The organism is Larkinella knui (genome assembly GCF_003858645.1).
Lineage (GTDB): Bacteria > Bacteroidota > Bacteroidia > Cytophagales > Spirosomataceae > Larkinella > Larkinella knui.
The window spans coordinates 288,338-307,266 of record NZ_RQJP01000006.1 but is presented as its reverse complement, the minus strand read 5'-3'; the positions used below and the strand labels follow the sequence as shown (position 1 = coordinate 307,266).

The 18,929-nt window shown below is 51.2% G+C and carries 13 protein-coding genes and 1 tRNA gene; 7 read left to right on the top strand and 7 right to left on the bottom strand.

Going from position 1 to position 18,929, the window contains the following annotated elements:
- Nucleotides 1–54 precede the first annotated feature (54 nt).
- A complete protein-coding gene (locus EHT87_RS27260; protein ID WP_124909940.1) occupies nt 55–2,772 on the top strand; it encodes a TonB-dependent receptor in 2,718 nt (905 codons plus the stop codon).
- A gap of 160 nt (nt 2,773–2,932) precedes the next feature.
- Nucleotides 2,933–4,489, top strand: a complete 1,557-nt coding sequence (locus tag EHT87_RS27255) for a M28 family metallopeptidase (RefSeq protein WP_229321394.1) — start codon at nt 2,933–2,935, stop codon at nt 4,487–4,489.
- 121 nt (nt 4,490–4,610) lie between these two features.
- Here EHT87_RS27255 and EHT87_RS27250 read toward each other — a convergent pair whose 3' ends face one another.
- Nucleotides 4,611–5,027 (bottom strand): helix-turn-helix domain-containing protein, encoded by a 417-nt coding sequence (locus EHT87_RS27250; protein ID WP_124909938.1) that lies wholly within the window; start codon nt 5,025–5,027, stop codon nt 4,611–4,613.
- Nucleotides 5,028–5,860: 833 nt separating this feature from the next.
- Here EHT87_RS27250 and EHT87_RS27245 point away from each other — a divergent pair.
- Complete coding sequence (locus EHT87_RS27245; RefSeq protein WP_124909937.1) at nt 5,861–6,151, top strand: hypothetical protein; 291 nt, start codon at nt 5,861–5,863, stop codon at nt 6,149–6,151.
- 126 nt (nt 6,152–6,277) lie between these two features.
- On the opposite strand, the gene EHT87_RS27240 is transcribed toward EHT87_RS27245, so the two are convergent.
- Nucleotides 6,278–7,216 (bottom strand): sugar phosphate isomerase/epimerase family protein, encoded by a 939-nt coding sequence (locus EHT87_RS27240; RefSeq protein ID WP_124909936.1) that lies wholly within the window; start codon nt 7,214–7,216, stop codon nt 6,278–6,280.
- 5 nt (nt 7,217–7,221) lie between these two features.
- Complete coding sequence (locus tag EHT87_RS27235; protein ID WP_229321392.1) at nt 7,222–8,511, bottom strand: Gfo/Idh/MocA family protein; 1,290 nt, start codon at nt 8,509–8,511, stop codon at nt 7,222–7,224.
- Nucleotides 8,512–8,818: 307 nt separating this feature from the next.
- Between EHT87_RS27235 and EHT87_RS27230 the strand changes: the two genes are divergently transcribed.
- Together EHT87_RS27230 and EHT87_RS31890 are read left to right on the top strand one after the other, a co-directional pair.
- Nucleotides 8,819–9,862, top strand: coding sequence for an NAD(P)-dependent alcohol dehydrogenase (locus tag EHT87_RS27230; RefSeq protein ID WP_124909935.1), 1,044 nt, complete (start codon nt 8,819–8,821; stop codon nt 9,860–9,862).
- A gap of 273 nt (nt 9,863–10,135) precedes the next feature.
- Nucleotides 10,136–10,396, top strand: a complete 261-nt coding sequence (locus EHT87_RS31890; protein ID WP_185716362.1) for a phage integrase SAM-like domain-containing protein — start codon at nt 10,136–10,138, stop codon at nt 10,394–10,396.
- 123 nt (nt 10,397–10,519) lie between these two features.
- Here the strand turns inward: EHT87_RS31890 and EHT87_RS27225 are convergent, their stop codons facing one another.
- From EHT87_RS27225 to EHT87_RS27215, 3 genes are all read right to left on the bottom strand, one after another.
- On the bottom strand, nt 10,520–11,995 hold the full coding sequence (locus tag EHT87_RS27225; RefSeq protein WP_124909934.1) for a M48 family metalloprotease: 1,476 nt from the start codon (nt 11,993–11,995) through the stop codon (nt 10,520–10,522).
- Between the two features lie 652 nt (nt 11,996–12,647).
- Nucleotides 12,648–12,731: transfer RNA gene (locus EHT87_RS27220), tRNA-Leu, on the bottom strand.
- 134 nt (nt 12,732–12,865) lie between these two features.
- A complete protein-coding gene (locus EHT87_RS27215) occupies nt 12,866–14,278 on the bottom strand; it encodes an MBL fold metallo-hydrolase RNA specificity domain-containing protein (RefSeq protein WP_124909933.1) in 1,413 nt (470 codons plus the stop codon).
- A gap of 154 nt (nt 14,279–14,432) precedes the next feature.
- On the opposite strand from EHT87_RS27215, the gene pbpC reads away from it, so the two are divergent.
- Together pbpC and EHT87_RS27205 are read left to right on the top strand one after the other, a co-directional pair.
- Nucleotides 14,433–16,778, top strand: a complete 2,346-nt coding sequence (gene pbpC / locus EHT87_RS27210) for a penicillin-binding protein 1C (protein ID WP_229321390.1) — start codon at nt 14,433–14,435, stop codon at nt 16,776–16,778.
- Between the two features lie 93 nt (nt 16,779–16,871).
- Complete coding sequence (locus EHT87_RS27205; RefSeq protein WP_124909931.1) at nt 16,872–18,038, top strand: Gfo/Idh/MocA family protein; 1,167 nt, start codon at nt 16,872–16,874, stop codon at nt 18,036–18,038.
- A gap of 113 nt (nt 18,039–18,151) precedes the next feature.
- Here EHT87_RS27205 and EHT87_RS27200 read toward each other — a convergent pair whose 3' ends face one another.
- On the bottom strand, nt 18,152–18,880 hold the full coding sequence (locus tag EHT87_RS27200) for a ThuA domain-containing protein (protein WP_124909930.1): 729 nt from the start codon (nt 18,878–18,880) through the stop codon (nt 18,152–18,154).
- Nucleotides 18,881–18,929 lie beyond the last annotated feature (49 nt).

The window sequence follows — 18,929 nt, the reverse complement described above, 5'->3', positions numbered from 1 at the left end:
ATTAGCGCTATAAGCAGGATTTATTAAAAAGATACAATTTATTACTCACGCGGTATGAAGACTTTTTCGGTTCGTATTTTGATGATTTGCGCTAGCGGCCTTGTGTTCGGAACCAGCTATGCGCAACAGCCTGCGCCCGTTTCCAATTCCATGGTACAGGCTATTGGCCTGGAACCGGATACGACAAAGCCCGCGGCCCCGACGCGCCCGGACACGACCCAATACAATACCGCCGACCGGCTCGATACGGTGCAGACCGCATCACCGCAATCCGTTGCTCAACCGGCTGTTCCCACTCCGAGTATGCCAACACCGACGCCAGCCGGGGTTACCGGAACACCGGCTGGCCGTCGGGCCAATACCGGCGGATCGGAGCCGGTGGTTGGGTCCGGAAAAATCAGCGGGAAACTGGTGGCTCCGCAAGGCGGCAAAAACCAGCCCGTCGAATTTGCCAGCATCGGTTTGTTTCGCTCGCGGGATTCGAGTTCGGTGACGGGCGCGCTGACGGATGAAAAAGGCTTTTTTCAAATCCTCAATCTCGCGCCGGATGCCTATTATCTCCTGATTCAAAGCCTGGGCTTTGCGGCCAAACGGCTGCCACGAATTGTAATCAGTATGGATAAACCGATTGTCGATCTGGGCAATATTTTGATGACGGAAACCGCCAAGCAACTTCAGGAAGTGACGGTGCAGGGGCAAAAGCAGGCGTATGAATATTCCCTCGACCGCAAAATTGTGAACGTCGATCAGTTGCCCATCGCGCAGGGTGGTTCGGCCATCGATATTTTGCAAAACGTGCCTTCGGTAACGGTGGATGTGGATGGTACGCTGAGTTTGCGGGGCAGCAGCAACGTCATTGTGCTGGTCGATGGAAAACCGTCGGGATTGACCGGCCTCGACCGGCAGGCGGTTCTCGATCAGATTCCGGCCAGCAGCATCGAACGGATCGAAATGATCACTAATCCGTCGTCGCGTTTCGACGCCGATGGAGCCGCCGGGATTATCAATATTATTCTGAAAAAAGAACGGGGACCCGGTTTTAATGGCAACGTTCAGGTAAACGTCGGAACGCGGGATAAGTACAACGCGTCGATCAACCTGAACTCGCGGTTTAAGAAACTCAATCTCTTCAGCAGTTATAATTTTCGGGCCAACCGGCGGTTTCAGTACCGCATTTCGGAACGCCAGAACTTTTTCGAAGACTCGACCAGCTTTCTGGCGCAGCGCAACGACGCCATTCGGCGGAGTGTAAATAACAACCTCCGCTTTGGATTTGACTATGCCGTATCGCCCCGCGACAACATTACGGCTTCGGTTCTATATCGTCCGCAATACAGCCGCGATTCGGAAGTGGAAAACTTCAACACGCTGAATGCCAACCGGCTTTCGCTGGGACAAACCGTTCGCACAACGGAAGAAACCGAACCGGAGCGGGGATTGGATTATGCGTTTGGCTACCGCCGGACGTTCGATAAACAGGGTCGTGAGCTTTCGTTCGACGCCACGATGTCGAATAACACGAGTACGGAATACCAGAATTTCAGCAACACGACGACTTTGCCCGAGAATTTGCTGACGCCCAATTTTCTGATTGGCCAGCAGCGCGCTGATAACGGTCGCGAAAACCGGGTGGCCGTGTTGCAACTGGATTTTGTAGAACCGATGAAAGGAAAGAGAAAACTCGAAACCGGACTGAAACACACCTACCGGCGACTGGCTTCGAACTACACGTTTGAGAACTTGCTGAACGAAACCTGGACCGTAAATACCGCCATCAGCAACAACTTTATTTATGACGAGCGAACTAGTGCCGCTTACGTCAATTTCGGGAATGAAATTCGCAAGGTCAGTTACCAGGTCGGTTTGCGGACCGAATATACCAACATCACCACCGACCAGCGGACTACCAATGTGCAAAGTCAGCGCGATTATATTTATCTGTTTCCCAGCGTTTTCCTGAATTATAATGCCAGTGAATCCCAGAAAATGCAAATCAATTACAGCCGGAGAATCAACCGGCCTTCGACCTGGTCGCTAAACCCATTCATCGATTTGTCGGATCCGCTGAACATTCGGTTTGGGAATCCGAATCTGAGGCCCGAACTGATCAATTCGTTTGAATTGAGCCACTTGCTGTACGGTAAAAATACCACACTGACGTCTTCGCTCTTTTTCCGCCAGACCAACAACGAAATCACCAATTACCGGACACTGCGTCCCGACGGTATTACGGAACAAACGTCCCTGAACCTGAACCGTTCGCAGAATTATGGACTGGAACTGGTTTTGACTCAGGAATTAACGAAATGGTGGAAAGTGAACGGTAATTTCTCGTTTTTTCAGCGCAATATTCAGGCAAGTGCCGACATTCCGGGCGTTTTAACCCGAACTAACCGCAGCTGGACCGCCCGGGTAACGTCGAATATGAACCCGAAAAAGGGAACCGATATGCAGGTTGCCCTTAATTACCGGTCGCCGTTCATCGTGGCGCAGGGAACCATTAAAGGGTTTTTCAATGTCGATGTTGGTGTGAAACAAAACGTGTTGAAAGGCCGGGGCACGGTTAGCCTGCGCGTGAGTGACATCTTCAATACGCTCCAGTTCCGGAACGAGAGTTTTGGCCCCAACTTTGTTTCCACCAGTCGCAACAAACGCGAAAGCCGGATCGGATTCATCGGATTTAGCTACCGGCTGAGTCGGCAGGTGGTTCGGGAAAAAGACCGCGATCAGGAGCGGGAACGCGACGAGACACCGACGGAAAATGAATTCTAATGCACCTATGGGACTTTAATCCGTGTTTTTTGTTAAATTTTGCCGGGCAACCACTTTATCTAACCCGGAAAACACGGCCTAAAGTCCGTAGGTACAGACGATGCGACTCCTTCTCCTGTTTTTATTGGCTACAAATTACGCTTTCGCAACCGCCGACAGTATGGCAATTACCGGAAAAGCGTTTGTCAGACACATTCAAATTCTGGCTTCGGATGCGTTCGAAGGGCGGAAACCGTTTACGGATGGTGAGAAGAAAACCGTCGCTTACCTGAAAACCGAGTTTCAGAAAGCCGGTTTGCAACCCGGCAACGGGAAAAGTTATTTTCAGGATGTTCCGATGGTGAACATTGCCTCAACCCCGGCGGGCCCGTTGATTCTGAAAGGCAAAAACGGCACGGTTTCACTCACGAATCTGACGGATTATGTGGCAACGACACCCCAGGTGGAGAATCAGGTAAAAATCACCGATTCGGAACTGGTGTTTGCGGGCTACGGCATTGTGGCACCCGAATACAACTGGAACGATTATGCGGGCCTGGACGTGAAAGGCAAAACCGTCGTGGTGATGGTGAACGATCCGGGGCTGGTCGATAGCACCTTGTTCAAGGGAAATACCATGACTTACTACGGGCGCTGGACCTACAAATACGAGGAGGCCGCCCGGCAGGGAGCCGCTGGCGTTTTGATCGTTCACGAATCCAAAGCCGCCAGTTACGGCTGGTCGGTCATTCGCAGCAGCTTCTCGAAATCAAAATTGTATCTGCAAGCCGCCGACAACAACAAATCGCGGGTACCCGTAGAAGGCTGGATTACGCTGGATGCGGCTAAAAGTCTTTTCAAGCTCGCGGGCGTGTCGCCGGAGTTGTTCCGGGAAGCGGGCATTCGGGGCTTCAAGCCGGTTAAACTAGGGGTTACTACGTCGCTGGTGATCAATAACAAAATTACGAAATCGACCTCGCAGAATGTGCTGGCGTTGCTCCCGGGAACTGACCGTAAGAACGAATACATCATTTATACCTCGCACTGGGATCATTTGGGCAAGGGGGAAGCCATCAAAGGCGATTCGATCTACAACGGCGCGTCCGACAATGCATCCGGCACGGCGGCCTTGCTGGAACTGGCCGAGACGTTTGCCAAATTGAAAAAGAAGCCGTCGCGCTCCATTCTGTTTCTGGCCGTGACGGCGGAGGAGCAGGGTTTGCTGGGATCGGAATACTACGCGACGCACCCGGTTTTTCCGTTGGACAAAACCGTTGCCAACATCAACATGGACGCGTTCATTCCGGTGGGCCGAACGAAAGATGTCGTCCTGGTTGGCAGAGGGCAATCCGATCTGGAGGACTACGCGGAGGCTGCGGCCGCCAAACAGGGAAGGGCTATCCGGGGCGATTTCAATCCGTCGGCGGGAAGCTATTTCCGGTCCGATCACTTCAATTTTGCGAAAGTAGGCGTTCCGGCCCTGTACCTCAAAACCGGTGTAAACTCCGTCAAAAACGGCGAAGCCTGGGGAAAAGCGCAACTGGAAGAACACAATCTAAACCGCTACCACGCTCCGTCGGACGAGTATTCGGCCTCGTGGGATTTGTCAGGAATTATCGAAGACATGAATCTATTGTTTGCAGTCGGCTACCGCCTGAGCAACGAATCGACATGGCCCGGCTGGAAAACCGGCTCGGAGTTTAAAGCGGTTCGGGATAAGGCTATGAAGAAAAAATAAACGGAATAAGCCCTGCATGACCCGCTAGGTCTGCTGCAGGGCTTTTCGTCAACTTACAGGTAGGTACAGAATGTTTCGATAGATTATTGTTTAATTAACAGATCGGTATAAAGCCGGGTATCTAAACGCCGGTTACGAGTAATTTTTTTACAAAGCGACGCAAGGTGTCGTGACTGACCGGCTTGGAAATCTGATTGTTGACGTGTTCCAGAACCCGGTAATAGTTGCCAGGATACATCAGAAAGCCCTGCTTCACCTGCTCTACATCATCCCGGCGCGACAGACTTAATTTCGGTTTCAGTCCGCGACCCGGTTTGTCTATCAAAGCTTTAATCCCGCCTTTATTCCAGCGATTCATCCAGTTATAAATGCTGCGACGGTCGACATCAAACATTTCGGTAAGTTCATTTACCTGCATTCCCAGAAAACTATAGAGAATGCACTGACAACGGCGTTTGAGTATACTGTTTTCAGTCGAACTGATGATATAACGCAGTTCATTCATTTCTTCAGCAGACAGATTTTTAATCGCTCTCATGACTTTTAATTTTACGTTTAAAAAAGAGATAATTTGTTCATTTGTATTAGTAAACCAGGCACTATTGAAGACTGGATTAAGGAACGAAATTAATCTCTACTTAAATTTGGTGAGTGTCTAATACTACTAAAATACACTGATAAACAGTAGGTTAAAAGTAACTGTTAGCTGTTATTGGAAAGATTATATAATTAGAGAGATGGAAATACTTATACTTATTTAGAATGATTTAAGAAGAGACAGGGATTCAGTAGTAAGTTTTTAAAAATATTTAGTTATGCTAAAATAAGTACTAAAGTGGCCGTGTTTTTCAGAAAAATATACAATTTTCGAAAAAGGATATGCTCACTTTCCTGAGTCGCTGGCGTTTTAAAAGTGATCAAAATTTGAAACTAGTTTTGCAGGAGTATGGCATACCGAAAACTAACAAATAGGAAAGTTACAAAAAATAGTTGGCCTTTTTCAAGACAAAGGGGGGGCAGCCGCATTGTCCTCTTATACAGGCATTTAGCGTGGTTTTAGTAAGATTAGCGGTATAAAACCGATAGCCGTTTGATGAAACGTGAACGTGTCTTCCCTCCATTTATCTACTCATTTTACCTCTCGTCCAATATGTTGTAATATAAGGTACTGGGTTTTGCATAGTGATGAAGAGGACTCCTATCTTTGACTTTTTCACGCTAAACCAACAACTACTATGAAAACGCTTATTCTTTTTACACTGCTGATTATCAGCGCTTCACTGGCTTTTGGACAATGCGACAAAGAGGTTAAGCTAACTACTACAAAGACGGAGTATCTCAATGCCACGGGGGCCGTAGAACGAACGGTAGATGAGACAATGCACCGTTGAAATCGGCAAATCGGGGATTGTGATTATACCGGGCAATGTCGATCAAAAAATGACGGGCCCGATTGAGTCGGCCACCTGCGCCTGGAGCGAACCCTATAAAGAAGGAAAAACCGTGTTAAAAGCGCTCATTAGTGAGCCCGCCGGTGGGCAAATGCACGCAACCGTGACCGTTGAAGGCAAAGGTGGAAAAGTAACCTTGCTGATGGAAGTGGCAGAAATGCCGGATCGAAAAATCCGGGTTAGTGCTGATTCATTCGCGGAAAAGAAGTAGACCTTTGGCACCAAAGAGAACGGCATTCCGTTCGATATAATCGCTTTGGAAATCTAAAACGCCCGCCAATCCGGATACCGGCTGACGGGCGTTTTTATAGTTCAAAAGGAGCGGTTTTAAGTAAACTTACGCCTTAAAAATAGCGTCCATTTTCTCCCGGATGGTTAGCAGGCGGTTTCGGTCTCCGCCGTTTACTTCCGCCGATGCCCAGCCGGAATAACCGATTTTGACGAGGGCTTTGTTCACCTCCGGCCAGTTGCAATCGCCCTCCAGAAATTCAACGTCGAAGCCTTTCCACAACCCTTCGTCCTGCTGCTTTTTCAGGCTGAACTCTTTGACGTCCAGTTTCAGAATCCGCTTGCCGAGGGTTTCGATCCAGTGCGTCGGCCAGCCATAGCGCAGGATGTTGCCCACGTCGAAATACCAACCCACCAGTGGATGTTTAAAGTCATCGACAAACCGGGCGGCTTCCAGCGGACTGATCAGAAAACCGTTCCAGACGTTTTCGAAGGCAATCTTGACGCCGGTTTTTTCGGCCATCGGCAGCAGTTTTTTTATTTCCTCGCGCGAACGCTTGTACGCATCTTCGTAACTAATATCGGCTTTCACCACGCCCGGCACCAGCAAAACCGTTGTGCCGCCGTATTGCTTCGTGTCCCGCAGCGATTTCTCCATCGCTTTCACGCACACTTCCCGGGTTTTCGGGTCCGGGTCCGACAGGGGCGATTTCCAGTGGGCCGAGTTGACGGTTCCCGGTAATTCCAGACCGGTTTTATCGCGGGCGTCCAGTACCTCTTTCATGTCGAGGTCATTGGGCGTGTCCAGTTCCACGCCGTCGAACCCCAGGTCTTTCAGCAGCTTGAATTTATCGAGGATCGACAGGTCTTCTTTCACCATGCCCCATTTCAGGCTTTTCTTCACCATCGGCGTTTGAGGGGCCGGGTTGGCGACGGGATTCACGAACGGAGCGGAAACCGGTGTCTTAACGGTGGGAATGGATTCAATAGCTGCAAAACCGCCCACGGCGGCCAGCGAGCCGTTTTTCAGAAATTCTCTACGGTGCATGGTGATCAGGAAAAGGAGGTAATACCGGGTCTTGCTACTTCCACAATGGGCGGAGTCATGTCGAAACTATACGTATCCGGGCCCAGTTTTTCGGTGGAGTTCATGGCTTCATCCCAGGTGATCCGTCGTCCGGTATACGCAGCCATGCGCCCCATGATGCCCAGGAGGGTACTGTTGGCCATGTATTCGCCCTGGTTGATGGGCTCTCCTTTCCGAATGGCGGCAAACAGTTCGTCGTGTTCCGTCTGGTACATGTCGTTGGCGACCCCCGAATATTTCCACTTTTTCCGCCCGGTAATTTCGTGCACATTCCGCGACACGTTGGCCACCGCCCGGCCTTTCGTTCCCAACGCTTCGCACATATAGCTGCCTTCGCAGTTGACTTGCTGACGACTGAAATGGAACCCTTTGGCGCCGTCCTCGTATTCGTAGGTGAGGGCAAAGTGGTCGTAAATATTGCCGTAAATCGGTTCGGTCCGGACCTGCCGGCCCCCGGTTCCGGCCACGGAGATGGGCCGTTTGTCACCATAGGCCCACGACATCATGTCGACGCTGTGAATGGCCTGTTCAACCAGGTGGTCGCCCGACAGCCAGGTGTAATAATACCAGTTCCGGAAAACGTATTCGGCATCGGTCCAGCCCGGTTTGCGCGGAAATGACCATACGGTGCCGGTATTGTAGGTGTTGTAAACGGTCATCACGTCACCAATGGCACCGTCCAGAATTTTGGCAAACGTTGCCCGCTTGGGTTCATGAAACCGCCAGCAGAAGCCCGACAGGAGCGAAATTTTCTTTTCTTTGGCAATTTTAGCCGCTTCCAGCACCTTGCGGACGCCGGGCGCATCGACCGCCATCGGTTTTTCGCAGAAAACATGCTTGCCAGCCTGCACGGTTGCCATCAGGTGTTCGGGCCGAAAATGGGGTGGCGTCGCCAGAATGACCACATCGACCCCGGACTCCAGCACTTTTTTGTAGGCGTCGAATCCCACGAATTTATGTTCTTCATCGACTTTGACTTTGTCGCCGTGGATTTTCGTCAGATTCGCCAGCGAGTCATCCAGGCGGTCTTTAAAAATATCACCAACGGCGTGCAGTACCACGTTGGGGTCGGCTTTCAGCGCCTGAGCGGCCGCTCCGGAACCCCGACCCCCGCAGCCGATCAGGCCCACTTTGAGGGTGTCGCTGTTGGTACCGGCAAACGAACGCTGGGGGTGTAAAATGGTAATGGTGGGCAAAACGCTGCTGGCCAATGCCACGCCGGTCATTTTCAGAACGTCTCGACGGGAAGTACTCATGATAAAGGGTGGTTTAGGATCGTAGGCTGAAAATCGGTGAAGATTTCTCCTGAAAGATACCAGTCAAACCGGGAAAGTCAAAATCTGCTTCCGCCGTTGCAGATCAACGATTATCGCCCCTAAATCTCCTAAAGGGGATTTAGGGCTATTTTGTCAGTGTAATCAAAATTATCAGACGTACATTCTGAATAGAAATAGGCGAAATAATAAATCGAAAAATCCGACGCTTTGTTCATTCGATGAAGAAGAAGTAGAAGCGTCCAGAGCGCAGCTTATTCAGGAACCAAACTTTATTATTCATCAACTTATGATTGCAGCAAAAGGATACGCGGCTCAGGATGCCCACACACCGCTGGCCCCGTTTCAATTCGAACGGCGGGAGGTTAAACCGCACGATGTTCAGTTCGACATTCTCTACTGTGGCGTCTGCCACTCGGATTTGCACCAGATTCGCAACGAATGGGGCGGGTCGATTTTTCCGATGGTGCCGGGCCACGAAATTGTGGGACGCGTGACGAAGGTCGGCTCCGAGGTCACCAAATTCAAGGCGGGCGATCTGGCCGGCGTCGGTTGTATGGTCGATTCGTGCCGCCAGTGCGAGAATTGCCGGGAAGGGCTGGAGCAATATTGCCTGGTCGGGAATTCGCAGACCTACAACGGCCGGGAACAGGACGGCGTAACGCCCACGTACGGCGGGTATTCCAACGTGATTGTGGTACACGAGGATTTCGTGCTGCACGTTCCCGAATCGCTGGATTTGGCCGCTGTGGCTCCGCTGCTGTGCGCCGGTATTACGACCTACTCGCCCCTGCGGCACTGGAAAGTGGGTCAGGGACACAAGGTCGCCGTGCTGGGACTGGGCGGTTTGGGCCACATGGCCGTCAAATTTGCCGTGGCGTTTGGGTCCGAAGTGACCATGCTCAGTACGTCGCCCGCTAAAGAAGCGGATGCCCGACGGCTGGGTGCCCACAAGTTTGTATTAACCAGCGATCCGGCGCAGGTCAAAGCGGTAAAGGGTTCGTTCGATTTCATCATCGACACGGTTTCGGCCCCGCACGATTACAACCTGTATCTGTCGCTGCTGAAGACCAATGGTGTTCACATCTGCGTGGGTGCGCCCCCGACACCGGCCGAAATTATGGGCTTCAGCCTGATTGGTGGCCGCAAAAGCATTGCCGGTTCGGGCATCGGCGGTATTCCCGAAACCCAGGAAATGCTGGATTTCTGCGCCGAGCATAACATTGTTTCGGACATCGAACTGATTTCGATCAAAGACATCCAATCCGCCTACGACCGGATGCTGAAAGGCGACGTTCGCTACCGGTTTGTGATTGATCTGAAGACGTTGTAAGGAAAACCGCCCGTTGATTTGTGGGGTTGGCGGGCGGTTTTTGCATTCACAAAGCCCCTAAAACAAGACAGCCTGTAAGTACGTGACTTACAGGCTGCTGTATAGTGCCGGAGACTCGAATAGGCTTAATTTCCACAATCTGCTCAGGTCCTAAAAAATGTCCAAAAAGTGGTTTAATTTAATCAGAATAATCATTTTTATTGCATGCAAAAATTAGCTTCGATTAAGTGCAATTAAAATAAATGAAGCTATTCCGTACACCGGTTATCTTTGGTGTACGGAATAACCCCTTTGGTGTATGCCCCGCACAGCCATGTCAAAGAAAAGATACTCAACCTGGATCTGCTCAACCGTTTCAAACAGCACCTGAGTAGTATTCCGGTCTCGTCATCCACCCAGCATTACTATTTCGGACGAATCAAACGCATGGTTACCCTGGCGCTCCATGACGAACTGCTCGAGAAAGATCCCTTTCTGAGATTTGAAATGCCTCCCGAAAAGCCAAGCTTTCTGATCAGCAGATTGCCGCCCTAGCTGACTATAAGTCCCGGTTGAATCAGGGTCAAGAGAAAATTAAAAAAGGTTTGGCAGTTGATTCATTAACGGTGGGTAGGTCATAAGGCTCAAATCATCTGATGGACAAATAGCGGTACTTGTTCATCGACTAATAATTTTGAGTAAAGACCCTTTTTTTACTTTGTCATCGGGCCGCATACTGTTGACTACACCCAATTCCTCCAGGCGGCTCGCTGGCATACCCAGTGCACCCATCGTCTCACGAAAAGTACCATCACGTGGAACCGCCCGAACCAGTACGCGTTCAGGCTTCCGGTTGATTTTTTCCTGATCCGTGAGCGTCCGAAAGTTTTCGGCCACCGGGCGGAATGAGCGGTATGCACTTTCAAAATCTCCCGCAGTAGACAGGCCATGCAACGCATAAATGGCTTTGTTGTATTCAATAAGCCAGGTGCCGATCTGAAGCGCTGTTTTGGGGTCTTGTTGTTGCTGCGCCTGTCCGGGCTGTTGTTGCGTTTGTTGCTGTGAAATGAGCACGTAAGCCTGATTACCGTGAATGGTTGTTCGTTTGCTTTCGATCACCTTCAGGTTTAATTCTTGCACCAGCGCCTGCGAGGCTTCATCGAGCGAACTGCCTTTGGCCAACATCAGGATCATGGCCGACTTCCCATCTTTTGCCATCATTTGAAATTGAGCCGGTGAATTCTGGTACTGCCATCCTTTAGGTACCGGGAACTGGAAACGCAGTTCCGGATGGTAAAATACTTCATTTTCGACAAATCCCTGACGAGGATCTTCACCATACAGAATCCCGTCGATCATCCTGAGGTATCGATCGCGCTCGACCAGATAGTTGGATTTGTTCTGGGTCTGATAAGCTGTGGCCATCTGGTTCACTTTAGTATTCCGATTGGCGGGATCGGGGTGGGTCGACAGAAAATCGGGGACTGCCTGGCCTGAATTGTCGGAAATACGCTTAATGGTTCCGAAAAAGTTGGCCATCTGATGGGCATCATAGCCAATTTTACTCGAATACTCAACGCCAATTTTATCTGATTCTGACTCGTGATCACGGCTGTATTTAAGCATGAAAAGGCCCAGGCCCTGCTGAAGTGCTTCCAGGTTCTGACCGAGTTGTGGTACCAGAATTGCTCCGCCAATCATCCCGAGCGTACCCAGCATCTGGCTCGTTTGCTGGCGGGCGGAATGGCGGGCGGTAATGTGACCAATCTCGTGGCCCAACACCCCGGCAAACTCGGCCTCGTTATTAAAATGGGCCATAATCCCTCGTGTGAAATAGACATATCCGCCCGGCACTGCAAAGGCGTTTACCACCGGAGAATCAACAATATAGAATTGATAGGGCAGGTCTGGCCGATGCGATATTTTGGCCATTGCTTTCCCTTTCTGGTTGATAAAATCAGTTAGTTTTTTATCATCGTACAAGCCCATGGAGGAAACAACCGCTGGGTGTGATTCTTTGCCAATGGCTAGCTCCTGCTCCGTTGACATTAAGGAAAGCTCCCGCTTACCGGTAACCGGATTCCTTGAGCAGGCCAAAAGTCCGACTAGTGAACAACCCAGTAACAGACGCAAAAATGGGGTGGAAATCGTCATGGTGAGATGGTTTCAAACGTTTTAAGTGAACCTGTTATAAAAATCACGCTACAACAGAAACAGTGTCTAGTGTAAACCAGCTACAACCCCCGTTTTGTTTACGAGGAGTTCAATATTCCCACCGCCCAAATCAGGAATGATAGGAGAGTTAGCAGCACCTTTTATTCATTTTATTTCGTGTCGGCGTGTAAAACAAACTTAGATACTGTAGAAGATTTGGACGAAAATGTTTTTTCATATGAGAAAGATGTACTAATCAATATTGAAGAAAATAGAACCTCTGACAATTATGACGTTTGTACATTAATTATTAGACAATTAGATGCAAAAAACACTACACCGACACAGAGGACAAAGTAGAAATGATCCTAGTACATGACCCACTGGCCTGCAAGTATTCTCACTCAGTTTTTAGAATATGGTATGAAGGCAAAATAGTTGAGGCCACAAATTATAGTAGCACAATTGGTAAGGGTAATAGTACTTTTTCAAAAATTAGACAAAAGATCAGGCAAGAATTAAAATTGATGATTATACCTAGACAGGTATTTTTAAATGAGTAAGGCTTAAATATAAACCTGATTCCGTACATCAATCTATACACGGGTAAAAACAAAAAACCCGTAATCTTTCGATTACGGGTCTAATGCTGTGCCGAAGGCGAGACTCGAACTCGCATGAACTTACGTTCACACGCCCCTGAAACGTGCGTGTCTACCAGTTTCACCACTTCGGCATACAGTCCCCAGGAATTGGGATTGCAAAGATGCAGGGTTTTGCTTTTTTATGCAAGCTACTTCCGTAGATTTTTTTACGGTTTCGGCATTTTTTAGGTTTCAGACGGCTTTATCACCCGGTTTTGCCCACCACCTATAGCTCCACCGACTCATACAACGACGGAATGTAGACATTCTGAAAACCGGCGCTCTGGAGCTTCTGCCGGAAAACCACCTGCCGGTCGTATTCGCCGTGGACCAGAAACACCTGCTTCACCTGCCCCGCATTCTGGCACGACAGGAAGTCGAGCATCTCCTGGTAATCGCCGTGGGCACTGAACGAATCCATCACCTCCACGTCGGCCTTTACCTGAAAGGTTTCGCCGAAGATCTTCACCTGCGAATCGCCCCGTTTCAAGGCCCCGCCCAGCGTTTCCGGGCCGCAATAGCCCACAATCAGAATCGTGCAGCGCGAATCTTCGACGTTGTTTTTGATGTGGTGCTTGATGCGCCCGGCTTCGGCCATGCCCGACGACGAAATGATGATGCAGGGTTCGTCACGGGTGTTGATGGCTTTCGATTCTTCCACATCCGACACGTAATGCAGGTTCGGGAAGGCAAACGCATCGCCGTCTTTTTCGATGTACGCCAGAATTTCGGGGTTGAAACATTCCTCGTGCGCTTTCATCAGGTGCGTCGCTTTCACGGCCATCGGACTGTCGATGTAGACCGGTAACCGCGGCAATTCTCCGCTGTTGGCGAGTTGGTCGAGCGCATACACCAGTTCCTGCGTCCGGTCGACGGCGAAAGCCGGAATAATGAGTTTTCCCGCGCGAACCACGCAGGTTTCGTGCACAATTCGCAGCAAATGGGCGCGCATATCCGTTTCCGGCTCGTGGAGCTTGTCGCCGTAGGTCGATTCGCAAAGAATGTAATCGGCCTGCGGGAATGCCTCCGGCATTTTGAGTATCTTGTCGTGCGGTCGGCCAATGTCGCCACTGAAAAAGACGCGTTTTTCAACCGGTTCGCCGGTTGGGCCGGTTTCGTGGACCGTCAGGCTAATGGCCGCGCTGCCGAGCAAATGGGCGGTATCGGTCAATACCACGCTGACTTCATCGCGGTTGATCCAGAACGTTTGGCCGTAATCGATAGGTTTCAGGAGCTCGAGGGCGCGTTCCACGTCGGCGGCTTCATACAGAATTTCGAGCAGGCCCCGGTTCTGTTTCTGTCGCCGTTTGTTGATGCGTTCCAGGTCTTTTTCCTGAATGTGCGCGCTGTCGAGCAGCATCAGCTGGCAGAGGTCGGCGGTGGCGGGTGTGCAGTAAATTGGCCCAGTAAACCCCTGACGAACCAAACGCGGTATCAGCCCGCAATGGTCGATGTGGGCGTGCGACAGGATGAGATAATCGACTTCGGAGGCTTTAAACCGGAAATCCTGATTCAGATCATCGGTGTTGATGCCCTGAAACAAACCGCAGTCGAGCAGAATGCGCGTACCGCGTTGGGTGGTAATCAGGTGTTTACTGCCGGTAACGGTGCGGGCGGCACCAAAAAACTGAATTTTCATCGGAAAGTATGGGTGAAAGAGTGGAAGAATGAAAGAGCGAAACCGCACCTGCGAAACAAGAACGGTGAACGCATTTCATTGCCGGGATTGACTGCTAAACAACGGGCTATTTTATACAACTAATTTTTACGGTGCCGGGCTAAGGCATTGCATATTGGAAAAATTACTTCATATCACCAAAAAACTCTGGAAACGGCGCGGGGTGAAAGCCCTGATTGCCTTCGTGCTGCTGTTCCTGGGGTTGAATCTGGCTGTCCCGTTAAAGGTCCGTCCGCGGTATTCGACCGTCATTACGGCCGCCGACGGAACCATTCTCCACGCCTTTCTGAGTGACGACGACAAGTGGCGGCTGGCTACAGAACTGGACGAAATCACGCCGGTGTTGCGCAAAACGATTCTGCACAAGGAGGATAAATACTTTTATTACCACCCCGGTTTTAACCCCGTGGCGATGGCGTGGGCGGCCGTTCGCAACCTGACAACGGGCCGCCGGACCTCGGGCGCTTCGACGATTACGATGCAGGTTGTCCGGCTTTTGGAACCCCGAAACCGGACGTATGCCAGCAAACTTATCGAGCTGTTCCGGGCCATGCAACTGGAACTGTTTTATTCCAAAGACGAGATTCTGCAACTGTATCTGAACCTGATTCCGTACGGCGGGAACGTGGAAGGCATCAAATCGGCGTCGATGTTGTATTTCGGAAAACCGCCCCAGTTGCTGAGTCTGGCCGAAATTACGACGCTGACGATCATTCCAAACCGGCCCTCGACCTTGCGGCTCGGCCTGACCAATCCGTTGATCGTTCAGGAGCGAAACCGCTGGCTAAACCGCTTCCGAAAAACCGGTCTGTTTACCTCCGAAGCCATTACCGACGCCTTGGCCGAACCGTTGGACGCCCATCGCCGGGCCCTGCCGAAACTGGCCCCGCATCTGTCGTTGCGGTTGAAGAAAAGCCACCCCAATCAGCCGGTTATTCACACGCTGCTGCGCCCCAACCGGCAGGCTCAGGCCGAGCAACTGGTGGCCAGTTACGTGGGTCGGGTGCGGGCTATGAACATTCACAACGCAGCGGTTCTGGTGATCAATAACCAGACGATGGCGGTGGAAGCGTACGTGGGTTCAGCCGATTTTTTGAACGGCTACGACGGCGGGCAGGTGGATGGCGTTCGGGCGGTGCGGTCGCCGGGCAGCACCTTGAAACCGCTGCTGTATGCCGTGGCTTTCGACAAAGGTCTGATGACGCCCAAAACCGTTCTGAATGATGTGCCGACGAGCTTTTCCGGCTACGAACCCGAGAATTACGACCGGCAATTCTACGGCCCGATCACGGTAGAATCGGCGCTGGCCAATTCGCTGAACGTTCCGGCGGTGAAGACCTTGCAGCAAGTCAGCACGCCGACGTTTCTGGGTTATCTGAAAAAGGCCGGTTTTGAAACCATCAAAAAACAGTCGAAAGGGCTGGGTTTGTCGGTTATTCTGGGCGGTTGTGGCGTCACGCTCGAAGAACTGACGAGGCTCTTTGCGGCTTTTGCCAATGGCGGGCAAGTCGGTCATTTTGCCTTTGTTGCCCCCGATCAGGAGGACCGCCCGGCAAAAAAAAGCCGTCTTATTTCCGAAGAAGCCGCCTTTCTCATTACGAATACGCTCACCCAAATTACCCGCCCCGATTTGCCGAACAATTTCGACAACAGCTACCATTTGCCGCGCATTGCCTGGAAAACCGGCACGTCCTACGGTCGGCGGGATGCGTGGAGCATCGGCTACAACAAGCGGTATACGGTGGGCGTTTGGGTCGGCAATTTTTCGGGCGAAGGCGTTCCGGAGCTGAGTGGCGCCAACATTGCCACGCCGTTGCTCTTCAGTATTTTCAATTCGATCGATTACAACTCGACCAGCGGCTGGTTTCGGATGCCGAAAAGCCTGTCGATGCGGCAGGTCTGTTCGGAAACGGGCGACGTGCCGGGTGAATTCTGCGCGCACAAACTGGTCGATTACGCCATCCCGGGCGTTTCACCCTACCACCGTTGCCAGCACCAGAAAGCCGTGTGGACCAACCCAACCGGCACGCTGTCGTACTGTGCGCATTGTTTACCCGAAGCAACCGGTCCGGAATCCGGGAATGCCGTTCAGCGGTTTTACCCGAACCTGGCACCGGAGCTGATTGCCTTTTACGACAGCCGCCGGATTCCGTACCCGAAAATACCGCCCCACAACCCGGCCTGCACGCGGGTGTTTGCGCAACAGGGGCCGCAAATTGTGAGTCCGAATGACGGCAGCGAGTATTTTATCAACCCACACCAGCCGCAGCAGTTGCAGTTGAGCTGTCAGGCCGACAATGAAGTGAAGCAGGTGTATTGGTATCTGAACGATAAACTTTACCGGAAAGCTGCCCCGACGGAGGGCGTTTTCTTCAGTCCGCAAGCCGGTCCGCTGAAAATTTCCTGCGCCGACGACAAAGGGCGCAACACCGACATCCGGATTTCGATCAGGGCGGAGTAGGTATTCAGACAAGAGAGATTGGACAAGAGAGTAGAGACGTACAACTTATGACTTTTTTAGTCTTTACTCCCTTGTCTCATTTCTATCTTCTCTATGATGAACTCCAATCGTCGTGATTTTTTACAAAAACTTTCAAAGGGCATTGGCGCATCGGCGCTAGCTTCGCCTTTCGCCAGTTATGCCGCCAATCTGGCTCAGCAGGACCAGTTTGCCCACATCAATTCCCTGGTTTCGCAGCTGGGCGAACCGCTGCAACAGGGTCGTAAACTGGGCATGGCGCTGGTTGGTTTAGGCGGGTATGCCAAGAATCAACTGGCTCCGGCCCTGCAGCAGACGCAGCATGTCCGGCTGGCCGGTATCGTAACCGGAACCCCCGCCAAGGCCGACGAATGGATGGCCAAGTACAACATTCCGAAAGCGAACGTGTATGACTACAAAACGTTTGACCGCATCATCGACAACAAAGACATTGATATCGTGTATGTCGTTCTGCCGAATTCGATGCACGCGGAATACGTCATTCGGGCGGCTAAAGCCGGGAAGCACGTTATCTGCGAAAAACCGATGGCAACCACGGTGAAGGATTGTCAGGAGATGATCGATGCCTGCAAGAAGGCAAACCGCCAGCTCGCGATTGGCTACCGGCTTCATTATGAGCCCTTCACGCAGGAAATGATGCGGTTAGGCCGGGAAAAAGTATTCGGTAATCTGAAGTTTCTGGAAGCCAGCGACGGATTCAAAGCCGGTGACCCCACCCAGTGGCGGCTCAAAAAAGCCATGGCGGGCGGTGGTCCGATGATGGACGTGGGCATTTACGCCATTCAGGGCGTTCGGCTGGTAACGGGCCTGGAACCGCTTTCGGTAACGGCGCAGTTCGCTCCCAAAACCGATCCGCAGAAATTCAAGGACGTGGAAGAGGGAATGTACTGGCAGTTCGAATTTCCGAACGGGATCACCTCTACGTCGACCACGAGCTACGCTGCGGGCGTCGAGCGGTTGTATGCGTCGGCCGAAAACGGCTGGTTCGAGCTGCGCCCCGCGTTTGGCTACGGCCCGCTGAAAGGCATGACGAGCAAAGGCCCGATCGACAAACCGGTGGTGAACCATCAGGCAATGCACATGGACGGTATTTGCAAGGATTTGATCGACGGCAAACAGCTGCCGAAACACATCACGGGCGAAGAAGGTATTCAGGATATGAAAATTATCACCGCCACCTACCAGGCCGCCGAAACCGGGCGTCGAATCAAGATTAGTTAAGGAAGAGTTATTTCACAGAGTTTATCAGAGGAAATCAGAGGTTATCCGGGTATTTTTTGAAAAACTTTTGCTCTGGTAACCTCTGATTTCCTCTGATAAACTCTGTGAAATAATCACTTTTTCCGACCCATTGCGTATTTAATCCCGCCCAGGATGTGCGTCAGGAACTGCGGGTCGCTGTAAGATTCGTCGGTGTGGCCCGCGCCGGTGTAGAACGACCGTCCGCCGTCGAATTCGCGGTACCAGATAAACGGGTGATTATCACCATTTTTGCCGCCTTCGTAGGTTTTCTCATCCAGTTTTCCCAGGACTTTGATGCCCGGCACGATGCTTTTGTAGTTGTACCACTCATCGTAGCGTTTCCAGCGGTCGGGCAGGGCTTTGGTCGAAAGATGTTTCTTGTCTACGATCTCGATCTCGGCGTTCTGCTGTTTCGGGTGACTCAGGAAGTAGGCACCAACCAGTTGGTTATACCACGGCCATTCGTATTCTGTATCGGCAGCTGCGTGAATCCCGACAAAACCGCCCCCTTTTTTGATATACTGCTCAAAAGCCGCCTGTTGCTCGCTATTCAAAATGTCGCCGGTTGTGCTCAGAAAGACGACCGCTTTGTATTTTTTCAGATTATCGGGCGTAAAAAGAGCCGCATTTTCGGTCGTGTCGACGCTGAAACCGTTTTCCTGCCCTAATTTTACAATGCTCATCTTACCCACTTCGATGGACTTATGCCGGAAGCCGGCGGTCTTCGAAAAAACCAGAATGGCATCTTTGGCATTCACCGTTGTGGCCGCAACACCGGTTACCAGACAAAGAATGCTCAGGAACTTTACAATCGTTTTCATAAACAGGTTTAAGAAGTACAGTGTCAAAAGTATCGGTTTTGTTGTAGTT